The sequence below is a fragment of the Demequina ureilytica genome (assembly GCF_048553575.1).
Lineage (GTDB): Bacteria > Actinomycetota > Actinomycetes > Actinomycetales > Demequinaceae > Demequina.
The window spans coordinates 510,950-527,686 of the sequence record NZ_JBLZIE010000003.1 but is presented as its reverse complement, the minus strand read 5'-3'; the positions used below and the strand labels follow the sequence as shown (position 1 = coordinate 527,686).

General features: G+C 69.4%; 15 protein-coding genes. 6 read left to right on the top strand and 9 right to left on the bottom strand.

Translation table 11 applies throughout. The annotated features are described in order from the left end of the window. Positions 1-182 precede the first annotated feature (182 nt). Both ACNI3K_RS11925 and ACNI3K_RS11920 read left to right on the top strand, forming a co-directional pair. Positions 183-608 (top strand): RDD family protein, encoded by a 426-nt coding sequence (locus tag ACNI3K_RS11925; protein ID WP_419392114.1) that lies wholly within the window; start codon positions 183-185, stop codon positions 606-608. Continuing rightward, positions 601-1,254 carry an HAD-IA family hydrolase gene (locus ACNI3K_RS11920; RefSeq protein ID WP_419392113.1) on the top strand — a complete coding sequence of 218 codons (654 nt, stop codon included), beginning with the start codon at positions 601-603 and terminating at the stop codon, positions 1,252-1,254. Before ACNI3K_RS11925 ends, ACNI3K_RS11920 begins: the two co-directional genes overlap by 8 nt. Before the next feature lie 112 nt (positions 1,255-1,366). Here the strand turns inward: ACNI3K_RS11920 and ACNI3K_RS11915 are convergent, their stop codons facing one another. The 3 genes from ACNI3K_RS11915 to lipB are packed head-to-tail and all read right to left on the bottom strand — an operon-like array spanning position 1,367 to position 3,842. Then, positions 1,367-2,065, bottom strand: a complete 699-nt coding sequence (locus tag ACNI3K_RS11915) for a DUF4191 family protein (RefSeq protein WP_419392112.1) — start codon at positions 2,063-2,065, stop codon at positions 1,367-1,369. A 59-nt stretch (positions 2,066-2,124) separates the two neighbouring features. Next, entirely contained in the window at positions 2,125-3,144 is a 1,020-nt protein-coding gene (lipA, locus tag ACNI3K_RS11910; RefSeq protein ID WP_419392111.1) for a lipoyl synthase, read from the bottom strand. Further along, entirely contained in the window at positions 3,141-3,842 is a 702-nt protein-coding gene (lipB, locus tag ACNI3K_RS11905; protein ID WP_419392110.1) for a lipoyl(octanoyl) transferase LipB, read from the bottom strand. Before lipB ends, lipA begins: the two co-directional genes overlap by 4 nt. Before the next feature lie 62 nt (positions 3,843-3,904). Between lipB and ACNI3K_RS11900 the strand changes: the two genes are divergently transcribed. Both ACNI3K_RS11900 and ACNI3K_RS11895 read left to right on the top strand, forming a co-directional pair. Continuing rightward, positions 3,905-6,091: an MMPL family transporter gene (locus ACNI3K_RS11900; protein ID WP_419392109.1), complete on the top strand. Its 2,187-nt coding sequence runs from the start codon at positions 3,905-3,907 to the stop codon at positions 6,089-6,091. 48 nt (positions 6,092-6,139) lie between these two features. Further along, positions 6,140-7,345, top strand: coding sequence for a protein kinase domain-containing protein (locus ACNI3K_RS11895; protein ID WP_419392108.1), 1,206 nt, complete (start codon positions 6,140-6,142; stop codon positions 7,343-7,345). Here the strand turns inward: ACNI3K_RS11895 and ACNI3K_RS11890 are convergent. The 3 genes from ACNI3K_RS11890 to lpdA are packed head-to-tail and all read right to left on the bottom strand — an operon-like array spanning position 7,296 to position 11,625. After that, positions 7,296-8,219 (bottom strand): TIGR01777 family oxidoreductase, encoded by a 924-nt coding sequence (locus ACNI3K_RS11890; RefSeq protein WP_419392107.1) that lies wholly within the window; start codon positions 8,217-8,219, stop codon positions 7,296-7,298. The genes ACNI3K_RS11895 and ACNI3K_RS11890 overlap by 50 nt on opposite strands. 8 nt (positions 8,220-8,227) lie before the next feature. After that, entirely contained in the window at positions 8,228-10,219 is a 1,992-nt protein-coding gene (gene sucB / locus ACNI3K_RS11885; protein WP_419392106.1) for a 2-oxoglutarate dehydrogenase, E2 component, dihydrolipoamide succinyltransferase, read from the bottom strand. Positions 10,220-10,239: 20 nt separating this feature from the next. Further along, positions 10,240-11,625 carry a dihydrolipoyl dehydrogenase gene (gene lpdA / locus ACNI3K_RS11880; protein ID WP_419392105.1) on the bottom strand — a complete coding sequence of 462 codons (1,386 nt, stop codon included), beginning with the start codon at positions 11,623-11,625 and terminating at the stop codon, positions 10,240-10,242. 90 nt (positions 11,626-11,715) lie between these two features. On the opposite strand from lpdA, the gene ACNI3K_RS11875 reads away from it, so the two are divergent. Continuing rightward, positions 11,716-12,054 carry an oxidoreductase gene (locus tag ACNI3K_RS11875; protein WP_419392104.1) on the top strand — a complete coding sequence of 113 codons (339 nt, stop codon included), beginning with the start codon at positions 11,716-11,718 and terminating at the stop codon, positions 12,052-12,054. Positions 12,055-12,135: 81 nt separating this feature from the next. Here the strand turns inward: ACNI3K_RS11875 and ACNI3K_RS11870 are convergent, their stop codons facing one another. Beyond that, a complete protein-coding gene (locus tag ACNI3K_RS11870; RefSeq protein ID WP_419392103.1) occupies positions 12,136-13,575 on the bottom strand; it encodes a leucyl aminopeptidase in 1,440 nt (479 codons plus the stop codon). Between the two features lie 32 nt (positions 13,576-13,607). On the opposite strand from ACNI3K_RS11870, the gene ACNI3K_RS11865 reads away from it, so the two are divergent. Next, positions 13,608-14,612 (top strand): quinone-dependent dihydroorotate dehydrogenase, encoded by a 1,005-nt coding sequence (locus ACNI3K_RS11865; RefSeq protein ID WP_419392102.1) that lies wholly within the window; start codon positions 13,608-13,610, stop codon positions 14,610-14,612. Between the two features lie 29 nt (positions 14,613-14,641). Here ACNI3K_RS11865 and ACNI3K_RS11860 read toward each other — a convergent pair whose 3' ends face one another. Beyond that, a complete protein-coding gene (locus ACNI3K_RS11860; protein ID WP_419392101.1) occupies positions 14,642-15,709 on the bottom strand; it encodes a phosphoribosyltransferase in 1,068 nt (355 codons plus the stop codon). Between the two features lie 58 nt (positions 15,710-15,767). Further along, the gene (locus ACNI3K_RS11855; RefSeq protein ID WP_419392155.1) at positions 15,768-16,610 is read right to left on the bottom strand and encodes a methylenetetrahydrofolate reductase; all 843 of its coding nucleotides are present in this window, start codon (positions 16,608-16,610) and stop codon (positions 15,768-15,770) included. Between the last annotated feature and the right edge of the window lie 127 nt (positions 16,611-16,737).

Below are 16,737 nucleotides of genomic sequence, written 5' to 3'. Positions count from 1 at the left end.
TTGCTCCTTGCAGTGTCAGTAGTGCTACGGCTAGCACGCCCCACCCTAGGGGCAGGCCGTTTCCCCCAGATTCATGCAGTGTTACGAAAGTGTTTCGCGATTCCTCTGGAGGCGCGTCGCAGCGTTGGCGCTGCAACAGCGTTCGTCAAAGACCCTAGTCCACCCGCGGATACGATGGAACTGTGACCGCCGCGCCCCCCGAGACCTCCCGCGCCAAGGTCGGCCGACGGCTCGTGGGGATTGGCATCGACTGGGTGCTGTGCCTGCTCATCTCCTCCGCGTTCTTTCCCGCTGGCGACACCTCCACCCTCACGGCGGTGGAGCGCGTGCTGCTCGCGGGCGCCCCCATGGCGACGCTCGGCATCTGGATGGTCCAGCACCTCGTGCTGGTGGCGACGCTCGGAACCACCGTCGGGCACCGCATTGTGGGTCTGCGCGTCGTGCGTGAGGACGGCGCGCCATTCGTGGGCGTGCTGCGAGCGCTGGCGCGTACCGTGCTCCTCGCGCTGGTGATTCCGGCGGTGGTCTGGGACGAGGACGGTCGCGGTCTTCACGACAGGGCGGCAGGCACCTTCATCGTGCCCCTGAAAGGGCGGTCGCGTGACTGAGCTGTCGGTGTCCGCGGTGCTCTGCGATATGGACGGCACCCTCGTCGACTCGAACGCCCTCGTGGACGTCATGTGGAACGAGTTCTCCTCCGCGCACGGGCTCGACCCGCTCGAGGTCCTCGCCTTCGCGCACGGTCGGCCGAGCCGTTCGACGGTGGAGCGGTACCTCGAGGATCCTGAGGAGATTCGTCACTGGCGCGACCACATCCACGCGATGGAGACCAGTCGCTTCGAGGGAGTGCTGGAGATTCCCGGCGCGGCGGCGTTCATCCGTGCGCTGCCGCCTGACCGGTGGGCGCTGGTGACGTCGGCGTTGGCAGGTCCCGCGCGGGGTCGTCTGGCGGCTGTGGGGATCGCGGAGCCTCAGGTGCTCATCGGTGCTGACGATGTCGACCGCGGCAAGCCGGACCCCGAGGGCTATGCGAGCGCGGCCGCGCGTCTCGCTGTCGATCCTCGTGAATGCGTGGTGTTCGAGGACACCGATGCCGGCATCCAGGCGGGACAGGCCGCCGGCTGCGCGGTGGTCGTGGTGGGCGGCAACCGCTCACCGGCAACTGAGGGACTGCCGCGCGTGGACGACATGACCCAGGTGGGCGTGCGCCTCGAGGGCTCGCGCATTGTGCTGACCATTCCCGAAACGCACTGACGCGATCGTCGCCACGTATGCGCGGCGACTGATGCGTGGGGAGCGGTCCAGACATCCCTACGTCACGCACGGACGGTGATCCGTCAGTGAGGACGGCCGATGCGGGGGCGGCTTAGCGGCCGCGCATCGCCTTGCGGTCGGGGCGGGCCCGCATGGGATCCACGCCCTTCGGCACGGGAAGCTTCTGGCCACCGATCGCGCGCAGCCGCGCGGACACCTGCTCGCGCTGGTGCTTGCTCAGCACCTTCTTGTGCTTGCGGATCGCCTTGGTGAGGTTCTTGAGGGGGACCTGACCCTCGCCGGTGCCGATGTAGAGGGTGTGCACCGGCACGCCGGGGACGAGCTTGTTGATGCGTCGCTTGACCGAGACGACCTGCTTATTCGCGGCGTTGCCGCCCTCAGCGAGCAGGAGCACGCCGCCCTTGCCGATGCCCTGGAAGACCAGCGACTTGCCGCGCGGATCGATCGAGACCGGGTCGTCACCGAACGTCCACCCGCGGCGAATGGACTGGGCGATCGAGACGGACGCGCCCATCTGACCCTCCATGCGCCGGAAGGCGTTCTTCTCGAAGCGTCGCGTCAGCGTGTACATGGTGGCCAGTGCGGCGGCGAGAACGCCGAAGATGATCGAGTACACCAGCACGATGGTCGAGTCGGACAGCAGCAGCCCGATGACCACCGACAGCCCGATGATGCCCACCGGGATCAGGATCAGCAGCGGCAGCAGCCACTTGTCGTCCGGCGCCGTCGACTTGTAGGCCTGCGCGACGAGCTTGTACCAGCGGGGCTTCTTCTGAGGTTCCTTAGCCATGATGCGGCACAGTCTAGTCGCTCACCGGCGGACGGCCGATGCGCGGAGAAGAGTGAGGGTCAGCACGCGGGAGCAGCGCTGCGATTCAGCAGGAACGACGCCTCCTGGCGAGCCTCCATGGGCTCGCCCAGGTGCGCGAGCTGTGGGGGAATGGGGCGGCCCTTGCTCTTCATGGCCTGGCCCCACAGGCGGCCGGCACGGTAGGACGAGCGCACGAGCGGGCCCGACATGACGCCCAGGAATCCCATCTCCTCGGCGGCGTCAGAGAGTTCGACGAACTCCTGGGGCTTGACCCACCGCTCGACGGGGTGGTGGCGGGGGCTCGGGCGCAGGTACTGGGTGATGGTGATGAGGTCGCAACCCGCATCGTGCAGGTCCTGGAGGGCCTGTACGGCCTCGTCGAAGGTCTCACCCATGCCGAGGATGAGGTTCGACTTCGTCACGAGCCCGTCGCGCTGAGCCTCGGTGATGACCCGCAGCGAACGCTCGTACGTGAACGCCGGGCGAATGCGCTTGAAGATGCGGGGCACGGTCTCGACGTTGTGGGCGAGCACCTCGGGCCGGGACGAGAACACCTCGGCCAGTTGGTCGGGCTCGGCGTTGAAGTCGGGGATGAGCAGCTCGACTCCGGTGCCCAGGCCAAGTCCGTGAATCTGTCGCACCGTCTCGGCGTACAACCACGCGCCACCATCCGCGAGATCGTCGCGCGCCACTCCGGTGATGGTCGAGTACTTGAGGCCCATCTCCTTGACCGAATTCGCCACCTTGAGGGGCTCCGTACGGTCCAGGGGAGAGGGCTTACCCGTGTCGATCTGACAGAAGTCGCACCGGCGTGTGCACTGCGCGCCGCCGATGAGGAAGGTCGCCTCGCGGTCCTCCCAGCATTCGAAGATGTTGGGGCAGCCGGCCTCTTCACACACGGTGTGGAGTCCGCCCGATTTCACCAGGGATTTCAGTTCCGAGTACTCGGGTCCCATCGTGGCCTTGGTACGAATCCACTCGGGCTTGCGCTCGATGGGGGTCTCGGAATTGCGGGCCTCGACGCGCAGCATGCGGCGGCCTTCTGGTGCGATGGTCACGCGGTCTCCTTGTGATGAGTGGCGACGTCATTGGTGGAGCCTGTAGGCACCGCCGTCTCCCAGCGTACGTCTGCCAGTGCGGTTTCTAGGAATCCGAGGGCGGCGGGGAGCACATCCTCGATGGTCACGACCCGTCCGAGTTCCAGGGACAGGGATGTCACGTCGGCATCGTCGATGCCGCACGGCACGATCCGGTCGAACTCGCCGAGCGTCGGGTCGCAGTTGAACGCGAAGCCGTGCATCGTGACGCCCTTGGCGACGCGCACGCCGATCGCGCAGATCTTCCGCTCCCGTCGCGTCTCCGTCGCGGGCAGCCAGACCCCAGAGCGGTCTTCGATGCGGAGCGCCTCAAGTCCGTACGACGCGGTCAGGTCGATGAACGCCTGCTCGAGAGCGCGCACGTACTTGACGACATCGACCGGCTCACGCAGTTTGACGATGGGGTAGCCCACCAACTGACCCGGGCCGTGCCAGGTGATGCGGCCCCCGCGGTCCACGTCGACGACTGGCGTGCCGTCGACGGGCCGGTCCCAGCGTGCGGTGCGCTTGCCTGCGGTGTAGACGCTCTCGTGCTCGACCACCACGACGGTGTCGGGACGCTGACCCGCGACGCGTTCGGCGTGGAGCTGCCGCTGGAGATCCCATGCCTCCTGGTACGGCACTTCGCGGGTACCGACGTCGAGGTTGAGCGTTTCCATAGCCTCCAGGCTAAACCCGCGGGAATGCCCCGGTCACCGCGGCGTTAGGGCACCATATGAGCATGACTTCGCGCGCTTGGCTCCGGCCTCTTGCCATCGTCCTCGTGATCATCGGCTGGCTCGCCGTTGGCGGCGCCGGCGGCCAGACCTTCGGCAAGCTCTCAGACGTCCAGGAGAACGACAGCGCCGCCTTCCTGCCCTCGTCCGCCGAGTCGACCCGCGCGGCGGAACTGCAAGGCGAGTTCTCTCCCGCACAGGCGGTACCCGGGATCTTCGTGGTCGACGGGATCGAAGGCGAGGAGGACCTCGCGGTGATCCGAGCCTTCGTCGAAGAGGTGGTGGCGGCCCCCATCGAGGGCGACGAGCAGGGCCGCACCGTGGGCGCCGTTCTCGCACCTCCGGCTTCCGAGCAGATGCCCGAGGTCGTGCCGTCCGAAGATGGCGAGGCGGCGCTGGTGACGTTCTCCATCACCTCCGACGTGGTCGAGGAGCCCGCGGGTGAGGGGGCCGTGGGCGAGTTGGTCGCACAGACCATCCGTGACGTCTGGTCCGAGCAGGACACCGGTCTCGACGGTCACCTGACAGGCGGGCTCGGCATCCTCGCGGATCTGCTGGAGGCGTTCGCGGGCATCGACGGCATCCTGCTGCTGGTCGCACTGGCCGTGGTGCTCGTGATTCTCCTCATCGTCTACCGCAGCCCGGTGCTGCCATTGCTCGTGCTGTCCACGGCGATCATCGCGCTCACCGGCGCGATCCTGGGTGTCTACGCGCTTGCGGACGCAGGCACGATCACCTTGAACGGCCAGGCGCAAGGCATCATGTTCATCCTCGTGGTCGGTGCGACCACGGACTACGCGCTGCTTCTTGTCGCCCGGTACCGAGAGGAGCTCGTGCGCGTCGAGTCGACGTACGCGGCACTGTGGCGAGCGTGGCGCCGCTCGCTCGAGCCCATCGCCGCATCGTCCGGCACCGTGATCCTTGGCCTGCTCGTGCTGCTGCTGAGCGACCTGAAGTCCAACGCGGCCCTGGGCCCGGCGGGTGCCATCGGCATCGCGGCTGCGCTGCTGGCGGCGCTCACGCTCCTGCCTTCCTTGCTCCTCATCGGGGGACGCCGCGCACGCGGAGTGTTCTGGCCGGCGCTCCCGCGCTACGACGCGGCGGAGGGCGATCAGGCGTCGGACCCCTCGGAGGGATCGGGGTTCTGGCCCAAGGTCGCTCGCGCCGTCGACTCTCGCCCGCGCCGGACGTGGCTCATCGCAGCCGGCGGATTGCTACTGCTCGCGGCGTTCTTCCCCACGTTCAAGGCTCAGGGACTCGGCCAGCAGGACGTCTTCACGGCCCGCACTGACTCGGTCCAGGGCACCGAGGTGCTCGAGGAGCACTTCGATGCTGGTGCGACGTCGCCGATCCGCATCTTCGTACCTGCGGACCAGACTGACGCGGCGGTCGATGCCGCGTCAGGCGTCGACGGGGTCGAGTCCGCGTACGCGGTCACCCCGTCGGTGCTCGAGGGTGCCCCTCCCGGAGCGGTGCCGGACGAGGAGCCGGTCGAGATCGACGGGCGCGCCTCCGTCCTCGCCGTTACTCAGGTGTCGTCAAGCTCGTCTGAGGCCGCCGATATCGTGCAAGACGTGCGCGACGCAGTTCATCCACTGGGTGACGACGTCGTGGTCGGGGGAGCGGCCGCTGAGCAGCTCGATACCCGCATCACTACGCAACGCGACACCCTGATCATCATCCCGACCATTCTCGCCGTCATCTTCGTAGTGCTGGTGATGCTGTTGCGAGCGGTCGTGGCACCACTACTCATCGTGCTGGCCAACATCCTCTCCTACGGCGCGACGCTCGGCCTGTCTGCCCTCCTGTTCAACCATGTGTTCGGCTTCCCGGGCTCCGACCCGGCGGTGCCGCTGCTGGCCTTCGTGTTCCTGGTCGCGCTGGGCGTGGACTACTCCATCTTCCTCATGTCGCGGGCGCGCGAGGAATCGCTCATCCATGGCACCAGGGACGGCGTGCGGCGAGCCCTAGCCGTGACGGGCGGCGTGATCACGTCCGCAGGCATCGTCCTCGCGGCCACGTTCGCCGCGCTCGGCGTGATCCCGCTCATCTTCCTCGCACAGATCGCCGTCATCGTGGGACTCGGCGTGCTGATCGACACGTTCGTGGTCCGCTCGCTGCTGGTGCCGGGGCTCGTCGGGGACATCGGTCGACCGGCGTGGTGGCCATGGGCCACTCGCGTTCCCAAGTAGGCCTGTGGAAAACCCCGTGGTGGCGCCTTCGCGCGCCACAGTGGGGGCATGTCCAGTGAGCAGGCACCCGATGCGCGGGTGGTGACGCGCGCGGTCGGCACCGGGCCTGAGGTGCTGGCCCGCGTCACGGATCGCGTGCGCTCACTGCGCGAGGTGACCCACAAGGGCGTGCTGGTGCCGTCGAGCGTGGGGGTCGCTTCTGGCGACCAGGTGGTGGTCACCGTGCCCTGGCTCGAGGGCGTCGATCTGGCCGAGCTGGAGACCAGGCGAGGCCCCCTCAGTGCCGGGGAATGCGTGTGGCTCGGTGTCCGGATCGCCGCGGCACTGGAGGAGTTGCACCGCCGTGGCATCGCGCACGGCGATGTCGCGCCAGCGAACGTCGTGGTCGCGAACGGCCGAGTGGTCATCGTGGACACCGTGGGCGGATGCCTCGATGATGAGCGCGGCACCGTCGGGTTTCGAGCGCCCGAGCGCGCAGCTGGTGCCACCGCTGCAGGAGACGCGTACTCGCTCGGCGCGTTGCTGCGCTGGTGCGTGACGGATCGCGACAGCATTCCGATCGAGGCGTGGACTGCGCCCCTTGTCGTGGGCGACCCCGGGTCGCGACCGCCGGTCGATGTGGCCGCACGCGCGTTGGCCTCGTGTGCGCGGGAGGAACCAGTCACCGTGCCGCAACGCTCGGAGGTGGTGAGCGCGGTCCGGGCCCGGGCAAGCGAGCGCACCGAGAGGATTGCATCCGGGCGCTCGTGGCGCTTGCGCCGCATCGCGGTGCGGGTCGGGGCCGGCGTCGGCTTGGCGGCGATCGCCGCCGCCGGTGTCGTGGCGGTGCCAAGGCTCGTCGATAGCATCGCGCCCGAGTCCGCAGCGGCCGCGACCGGTGTGCCGCTCCAAGCGCCGGAGCGCGCAGCCGCGGATCTGACCTCTCAGCGCATCGACGCTCTCGCGTCAGGCGATGGTGAAGGCCTGATGGCAACGGTGGGTGACGGGCCGCTCGCCGGTGAGACGGCGGAGCTGGCGCGCCGGCTCGATGAAGGCCTCGCGCGCTACGAGGGACTCGAGGTCGAGGTGCGCGACGTCGCGGTGACAGAGCACTCGGGCAAGGCGTCGACTGCGACCGTGCGGTACGCGGTGACGGACCATCACATCGTCACCCCTGAAGGATCGGTCGCCGTCCCCGGTTATGAACAGCGGGTGGAGCTCGAGCTCAGGTGGGACGGTCGCTGGACCGTGGCGCGTGCCCGGCCTCTGTCATGACCCACTCGGCCGCCCCCGCGATCTCGGGGTGACGCCAGGCGAAGTCGAGGCGCTTGAGCACGCCCGGTGAGGCGAGCTGACTCGAGAGCAGATCCTCGATGGCCCGGCCCACGACGATGCGCAGTGCCCACGCCGGGACGGGCAGCCCGGGGGAGCGGCCGGCCGCTTCCGACATCGCACGAATGAGGTCCCTGTCGCGCACCGCGATGGGCGCGATGACGTTCACGGGTCCCTCGTGGTCGGCGTCGATGAGGAACCGCAGTGCGCGGATGTGGTCCTCGAGAGTGATCCACGAATGCCACGCGGTGCCCTTGCCGAGTGATCGCAGCACCCCGCGCGTGACGAGCGGCATGAGCCGCTCGGCGAACCCCCCGTGCGGCGCGAGCACGAGACCCGTGCGCGCCACGACGGTACGGATGCCGGCGTCGATCGCGGGCTGCGCGGCGGCCTCCCATTGGGTGACGATGGACGCCAGCAAGGTGTCGCCCGGGCCCGAGCGCTCGGTCAGGTGGTCCTCGCCGCGGTCGCCGTAGTAGCCCATCGCGGAGCCCTGGAGCAGCGTCCCGCTGTACGACACATCCGTGAGGGCGCGCACCAGGGTCCCGGTCGAGTCGAGGCGCGACTGCAGCACCAGCTCGGCATGCGAGTCCGTGAGCCGCTTGGCGCCGATCGATGCCCCGGCGAGGTTGACGACCACGTCGGCGGATGACAGCAGGTCGTGGTCGACCTCGCCCTCTGATGGGTCCCACGATGACTCTTGAGACCCGCGAGCTTCGCGCCGGACCAGTGCCACCACGTCATGGTCGTCAGCGCGCAACGAGTCCTTGAGTGCCGTGCCGATCAAGCCGGACGACCCTGCGATGACTACCCGCACTGGACTCCCTACAACCCGAGGTCAGCCTCGAATGCGCCGGCCTCGATGCGCTTCTTCACGCTCTGCAGGAACCGAGCCGCGTCGGCGCCGTCCACCAGGCGGTGGTCGTAGCTGAGCGGCAGGTAGCACATGGGGCGAATCGATATGACGTCCTCGCCGTCAGGGCCCTTCACGACGGCCGCGCGCTTGACGATCGCGCACGTCGCGAGGATTCCTGCCTGGGGGGCGGGCACGACGGGGGTGTCGAACAGCGTGCCGACCGAGCCAGTGTTGGTCACGGAGAACGTGCCGCCGGAGATCTCGTCTGCCTTGAGGCCGCCCGAGCGCGCGCGCTCGGCGAGATCGGCGATGGCCTGCGTCTGCTCGGGGAGCGACATGGAGTCCGCCCCCCGCATGGTCGGCAGCATGAGGCCCTTCTCGGTGTCCACTGCGATCGACAGATTGACGGCCGGGTGGTAGACGATCGACTTGCCGTCATCGCTGACGGACGCGTTCACGTTCGCGTGCTCGGCGAGAGCCTCGGAGACTGCCTTCGTGAAGAAGGGCAGGAACGACAGCTTCACGCCGTGCTTCTCGAAGAAGGCGTCCTTGGTCGAGGCCCGCAGGGCCCAGATTTTCGAGCAGTCAACCTCGATGACAGAGGTGAGCTGCGCCATCCCGTGCAGCGACTCCATCATCTTGTCTGCGGTGACCTTGCGGATGCGCGTCATCTTCACGGTCTGGCCGCGCAGCTCCGACTCGACGAGCTCGGGTGCCTTGGCAGACTCTGATGCCGCCGCGGGTGCCGCGGACTGGGTGGGCGTCGCCGCCTGTGCCGACTCGGCGGCGCTGATGACGTCCTCCTTGCGGATGCGTCCTCCCACGCCGGAGCCGGAGACCTGAGACAGATCAACGCCGCGCTCCCTCGCGAGCTTGCGCACGATGGGTGTGACGTAGCCCGAGCCGGCGGACTCGGAGGCGGACTGCGTGGCAGGAGCGGACTTCTCAGCAGGGGCAGAGGCAGCCGCGGGAGCCTCCGTCTCGGGGGTCGGAGCGGGCTCCTCGCCGGGAGCGGGCTCCGGCTCGGGCCCGGACGTGGTGACCGGAGCCGACTGCTCGGCGGGCGCCGACTCAGGTGCGGGTGCCGATTCCTGGGCAGGGGCGGACTGCTCGGCGGGCGCCGACTCAGGTGCGGGCGCCGATTCCTGGGCAGGGGCCGACTGCTCGGCGGGCGCCGACGCAGGTGCGGGTGCCGATTCCTGGGCAGGGGCGGACTGCTCGGCGGGCGCCGACTCGGCTGCGGGTGCCGATTCCTGTGCGGGGGCTGCACCGGCGTCGCCGATGCGCGCCAGCACAGCTCCGACCTCGACGGTGTCGTCCTCTTCGACGAGGATCTCGTTGAGTGTGCCGGCGACGGGAGAGGGAATCTCGGTGTCGACCTTGTCGGTCGAGACCTCGAGCAGAGGCTCGTCGACCTCAACGGTGTCGCCGACGGACTTCAGCCAGCGGGTGACGGTGCCCTCGGTGACGGATTCGCCCAGGGCCGGAAGAGTGACGTCCTCGCCACCGCCACCGCCCCCGGAGGCCGGTGCGGACTCTTGCTCGCTGGGCGCAGCGGCCTCGGCCGCCGGGCTAGAGGCGGGCTCCGCCTGCGCGGGCTCGGAGGCAGTCGCCTGAGGGGTCGGAGCCGACTCAGGTGCGGGTGCCGATTCCTGGGCAGGGGCGGACTGCTCGGCGGGCGCCGACTCGGCTGCGGGTGCCGATTCCTGGGCGGGGGCTGCACCGGCGTCGCCGATGCGCGCCAGCACAGCTCCGACCTCGACGGTGTCGTCCTCTTCGACGAGGATCTCGTTGAGTGTGCCGGCGACGGGAGAGGGAATCTCGGTGTCGACCTTGTCGGTCGAGACCTCGAGCAGAGGCTCGTCGACCTCAACGGTGTCGCCGACGGACTTCAGCCAGCGGGTGACGGTGCCCTCGGTGACGGATTCGCCCAGGGCCGGAAGAGTGACGTCGTTGCTCATGGTGAGGATTATCTCCGTTATCAGTCGTGGGCGTGAAGAGGCTTGCCGGCCAGGGCCAGGTGCGCTTCACCCATCGCTTCATTCTGGGTCGGGTGCGCGTGGACGAGCGGCGCCACGTCGTCGGGGTGCGCCTCCCAGCTCACGATGAGCTGAGCCTCGCCGATCTGCTCGCCTACGCGCGAGCCCAGCATATGGACGCCGACCACGGGACCGTTCTTGACCCGGACCAGCTTGATGAACCCCTGCGTGCCGAGGATCTGGCTCTTGCCGTTGCCCCCGAGGTTGTACTCGAGCGACTCGACAGCGTCGTCACCGTGGATCTCGCGAGCCTTGGCCTCGGTGATGCCGACGGACGCGACCTCGGGCTCGCAGTAGGTGACACGCGGGATGTTGGACTCCACGATCGGCTGGGGGTTGAGCCCGGCGATCGTCTCCGCAACGAAGATGCCTTGCTGGAAGCCGCGGTGCGCAAGCTGCAGGCCGGGAACGATGTCGCCGACGGCGTAGATGTTCGCGACGCCCGTGTGGAGCTTCTCGTCGGTGAGCACGAAACCGCGGTCGAGGCGCACTCCCTGGTCCTCGTAGCCCAGGCCGGACGTGCGCGGCCCGCGGCCCACGGAGACGAGCAGGACATCGGCCTCGAGCACCGTGCCGTCCTCGAGGGAGACCTTCACTCCCGAGTCGGTCTGCTCGACGCCCTGGAACTTCACTCCGAGCTTGTAGTTGATCTTGCGACGCTTGAACGCTCGCTCGAGACCCTTCGACAGCACCTCTTCCTCATTCGGCACGAGGTGGGGGAGTGCCTCGATGACGGTGACGTCTGCGCCGAAGGACTTCCACACGGAGGCGAACTCGACGCCGATCACGCCGCCGCCGAGCACGATGACGGACTCGGGGACGGTGTCCATCTGGAGTGCCTGGTCCGACGTCATCACCCGGCCACCGATCTCGAGGCCGGGAAGCGAGCGCGCGTATGAGCCGGTGGCGAGGAGGATGTTCTTGGCCGTGTAGCGCTCGCCCCGGACCTCGATGGCGTCGGGTCCCACGAGAGTGCCGTGACCCTCGATGAGTTCGACCTTGCGAGCCTTCACGAGCCCCTGGAGGCCCTTGTACAGCCGGTCGACCACGCCCTGCTTGTACTCGTTGACGACCTTCATGTCGATGGACTCGAGAGTGGCGTTCACGCCGTACTTCGCGCCGTCGCGTGCATTGTCTGCGATCTCCGCGGAGTGCAGCAGCGCCTTGGTGGGGATGCAGCCGTTGTGAAGGCAGGTGCCACCCACCTTGGATTCCTCGACCAGCCCGACGCTGAGGCCGAGCTGGGAGGCACGGAAGGCCGCGGCGTAGCCGCCGGAGCCTCCGCCAAGGATGAGCAGGTCGAACGAGCGGGGGGTGGCCTCGGTCACGATGAGATCTCCTTGTGGGAAGGTCGGTCATGCCCATCTTGCCACCAGTCGGCGTCGGCGCGAACCGCAACCCATGACTACCCTGGGCCCATGAGCTTCTTGTCGCGCATCTTCGGGTCGAAGCAGACAGACACGGCCGCCGGGACGGCCTCGAAGGAGGCGCGCGCCGAGACCGTCGCGCATCTGAAGTCCTTCGTGGGGCAGCACGAGGGATGCGAGGCGTTCATCGAGCCGCCCACCAGAGTCACGCAGACCACCATGGTGGTGGTGGCAGACACCGGTCAGTGGACTCGGCGGCGCATCCCGGACACCGAGACGGCCCGCAAGGTCGCGAAGCAGCTCGGGATACCCGCCTTCGACGTCAACCTCTCGGGCTATCCCTCGCGCATGCGTGAGTGGAACGAGCGCGAACGCAAGGGCCGCGGCTAGCGCCCACGAGCGCGCGATTCAGGACCGATCCGGACCGCGGCGACCGGGCTCGGCCCGATCGCCGCAGCGGTCGAGGTTTCACTAGAGTCCGGCGCGCGTCTCGAGGAAACGGAACAAGGTGCGCACGGAGGCTCCCGTTGCTCCCGAGGTGGTGAAGCCCCACGGGGATCCGTCGTTGAACGCCGGGCGGGCGATGTCGAGGTGCGCCCACGGAGTGTCCCCCACGAACTCCTGGAGGAACACGCCTGCGGAGAGCATTCCGCCCATCGGGTCGCCGATGTTACGCAGGTCTGCGACCTTCGAGTCGAGCGATTCGCGCAAGTACGACGGCAGCGGCATCGGCCAGAAGGCCTCGTCCACCGAGTCGGCCGCAGTCACGACCGCCGTGCGCACCTCCTCGTGTCCCATGACACCCGAGGTGCGGGTGCCGAGAGCGACGCCCTGAGCGCCCGTGAGCGTGGCCACGTCGAGCACCACATCCGGGTTGTCCTCGATCGCCCGGACCAGGCCGTCGGCCAGCACCAAGCGGCCTTCGGCGTCGGTGTTCATGACCTCGACGGTCTTTCCGCCATAAATGCGGATCACGTCGGATGGGCGCTGTGCGGTGGCCGAGGGCATGTTCTCCGCGAGGCAGAGCCAGCCCGTGACCTTCACGGGCAGTTCAGCGCGCGCCGCGGCAAGCACGGTGTGCAGCACCGCTGCGGCGCCGGACATGTCCGACTTCATGGTCTCCATGCCCTTCGGCGGCTTGAGCGAGATGCCGCCGGTGTCGAACGTGATGCCCTTTCCGACCAGCGCGACCGAGCTCTTTGCCTCCGCCGGCGCCCACTCGACTCGGACCAGGCGCGGCAGGCGCGAGGAGCCCATGCCGACGCCCAAGATGCCACCGAAGCCCTCCTCGGCGAGCTCCGGCACGTCCCAGACGCGCACGTCGACGGGGAACTGCTGCGCGTAGCCCTGAGCGGCCTCGGCGACAGCGGCCGGGTACATGTCGAGCGGGGGCGTGTTGATGAGGTCGCGGGTGCCGGTCACGGCCGCCGCGAGGATCGATGCGCGGCTGAGCGCAGCCTCTGAGGCCCCTGCGATGTGCCAATCGGCCCCCTTGTAGCTCGCCACCTCATCATCCGACTTGTAGTCGTTGAAGGTATAGGCACCCATGAGGGCGCCCTCGGCGACCGCTGAAGCGGTCATGTCGTCGGCGGTGGGGATGGCGACAACGACCGACGAGGGCTGCTTGCCGCACGCTCGCGCAGCTGCGCCGGCGGCGAGACGCAGATCGCCCTCGGAGCCGTCGCCGAGGCCCACCACGACGATCCGGGTGGCGCTCACGCCGGTGCCGGGGAGCACCACGGTGGACCCGGCCTTCGACGAGGGCTCAAGCGCCGCCGCAGACTCGGCGATGGCGGCGCGCACCTCGTCCGTTAGCTGGGGGTGGGCCGTGACGTCGCCGTCGTAGCCCACGATCAGGGCATCGGCATCAATGGTGCTGACAGAGTCGCTTGTGGCGTTCAGAGAAGTCATGGCTCGACCCTATCTCGCGCTACGTTGGTGCCGTGTACCGCCTGTTCTACGATCACTTGCTCGCACGCGTGGACGCAGAGCGCGCGCACACTCTCGGGGTCGCAGCCTTCCGTCGCGGGGCATGGGCCTTCCGTGCGGCCCGCGCGCTGCACTTGACCCCGCGCCCGTCCGGATCGGTGCGGGCCATGGGAATGGACGTGCCGGGCCACCTCGGACTCGCGGCGGGCATGGACAAGAACGCCCAGGCCGTGACCGGGCTGTCGGCGGCAGGCTTCGCCTTCGTCGAGATCGGCACCGTGACGGCCAGGCCACAGCCAGGCAACGAGCGGCCGCGGTCGTGGCGTGAGCGGGACGTGAGAGCGCTGCGCAATCAGATGGGCTTCAACAACGATGGTGCCGATGCGGTCGCGCGCAGGCTTGCGCGGCTTCGGTCGACTCGCGCCGGGCGCAAGGTGGTGCTCGGCGTCAACATCGGCAAAACCAAGGTGACGCCGGCGGAGCACGCCGCTACGGACTACGCGTACTCGGCGCGGCTGCTGTCCCCGTACGCCGACTACCTGGTGGTCAACGTCAGCTCGCCGAACACTCCCGGGCTGCGCGACCTTCAGAGCACCGAGGCGCTGCGGCCTATCCTCACCCATGTGCGGGCAGCGGCGGACGCGGCCGTCGCGCGTCGCGTCCCGCTGCTCGTCAAGATCGCACCGGACTTGGCCGATGCGGACGTGGACGCGGTCGCCGACCTCGCCATCGAGCTGGGCTTGGACGGCATCGTCGCCACCAACACGACGATCGCGCATGATCGCGGCCCTGGGGGCCTGTCGGGGCCCCCGGTCCGCGCACGCGCGGTCGAGGTGGTGTCCCGCCTCAGGGCGCGAGCCGGCGATTCGCTCGCGATCATCGGGGTGGGCGGCATCGAATCGGAGGCCGATGCTCGCGCACTGCTCGATGCGGGAGCGACACTGCTGCAGACGTATACCGGGTTCGTCTATCAGGGACCGAGGTGGGTGGCGCGGCTCAATGCCGCACTGTCCCGCTGATGAGGGCCGCCGCGGCCCGGATGGCCGCGTCAGGAAGCGTCGCGCAGGATCGTCAGCACGTCGCCGTCGTCGATCGGGGTGAAGTCGCGATACCACTGGCCGACCGACAGGAAAGGCTCTGGCGTCATCGCCGCGACGGCGCGATCCGCGTGGCGGCCGAGCATGGCCAGCACGTCGGGCGGGGCCGTCCCGACGGCGACGATCACGTCTGCGGCACCCAACGCCCGCGCCACTGCGATCGCGGCCTGAGCTGTTGAGCCGGTCGCGGCGCCATCGTCCACCACGATCGCGGTCCTGCCGTACAGGGACAGCGCCGGGCCGTCGCCGCGATACAGCGCGACGCGTCGCGCGAGCTCTCTGCGCTCGGCGGCCACCACGGCGGCAACCTCGCTCTCGAGCAGGTCTGCGGCGGCGACGATCCTCTCGTCGACGAGGGGATCGCCGCCCTCGCCGATCGCCCCGAACGCGTAGTCGGGGTTCGATGGCAGGCCGAGCTTGCGCACGACGAGCACGTCGAGCGAAGCGCCCAGGGCGCGAGCGATGGGCGCCGCCACCGGGACACCTCCACGCGGGAGGGCGAGCACTGCGGGCCGTGCGGGCGCGAGCGCAGACAGCACCGGCGCCAGGCGTTCCCCTGCCGCAGCACGGTCGGCCAGCACCGTGGTGGGGCGGCGCGCGGTGACGGCGGGGTCGGTCATCTCGTCAGCCCAACGCTTCAGGGCTGCGAGGTGCTCCTCGTCCTTGTGGCGCCCGAGCCTGCGCTTGTAGGCGACGACGTCGGTCAGCGAGGCCACCCGGATGCCGTCGACGCGAGCGCTGCGCGCCACGATCGCATCGGCCGGTTCCCCCCGCCAGCCGGAGAAGACCTGGACCTTGCCGGCCAGGTCGACGTAGCGATCGCCCATCTCGCCGGCGGTCACGTCTCCTCGCCCCGCGAGCGCCTCCCAGGCACTGCCTCGCGCCACGAGATCGATGTCGCCGACCTGGGTGAGCACGCCATGAGCGAGCAGCGGCACACTGCCGGCGAGCACGACGTCGTCGAGGGATACGTCGAGGTCCCGGATGGAGTGGACGACTTCGCGCCAGGTGAGACCCATGAGCCCTACGCTACGGGGCTCTGGCGCGCGACGGCCAGCGGCGACGGCACCCGCGAGCCTAAAATGCCGTCACCGCGGCGCCGATCTCCGCCTCAGCCTCCGCGAACTCGAGCTCGCGGCCGGCCCCCGGACCTCCCGACAGGTCAACCCCGACCACTCCGGGGATTTCGAGGAACTCCAGTGCCAGCCGTGACGCCGCCGCGATTCCCCCAGCACGGACGTCATGGGCACGCAGAATGCCGTCGAGGTACCCGTCGGGAAGTGCCAGCGATGTGAAGCCTCGAATCAGATCCGCGCTGTCGCGATCCACGATGACGGGCACGCACGGGATGAACCCCACGGTCACGCCCACATCCTGTGCGAGCTCGACGAAGGCGCGCACCGGCTTGGGTCCGCCCGCGTGGTTGACGAAGCACACCTCGGCTCCGGCGCGCTGCTTCTCGAGCAGTCGTCCTGGCCGGGCCTCCACGGGCGGGGACAGCGGCGCCTCTGCGACCGAGACCAGATGGCCATGCGCGGCCATCAGCGCCGCGAGCCGCGTCGAGTCCAGATCGAACACCGGCGCGGCGTCCGGACGCGAACCTATCCCGGTGTGGTCGCCCGTCACGCAGTGCACTCCGGCAGTATCCGCGTGAGCGAGCGCCGCCGCCTCGCCCTCGAGGGCCACGCGGTTCCGGTCCCGTGCGTTCACCCCCATCCACGGGGCGATGCCGGCCGCGCGCAGCAGGTGGGCGCGATAGGCGGGGGGAAGCTGCACGCGTGCCGTGCCGGAGTCGCCGGCGAGCACTGCGTCGACCGATCCGGCCAGGGTCCGAGCGCACGCGGCCAGGGACTCGGCATCCAGGGCGCGCGCAGGGAAGTCTGCGATCACCACGCGGCCGGCGGCTAGCCGTTCCCGCATGAGCGTGGCGCCACGTGGCNCCCCCCCCCCCCCCCCCCCCCCCCCCCCCCCCCCCCCCCCCCCCCCCCCCCCCCCCCCCCCCCCCCCCCCCCCCCCCCCCCCCCCCCCCCCCCCCCCCACGACCGGC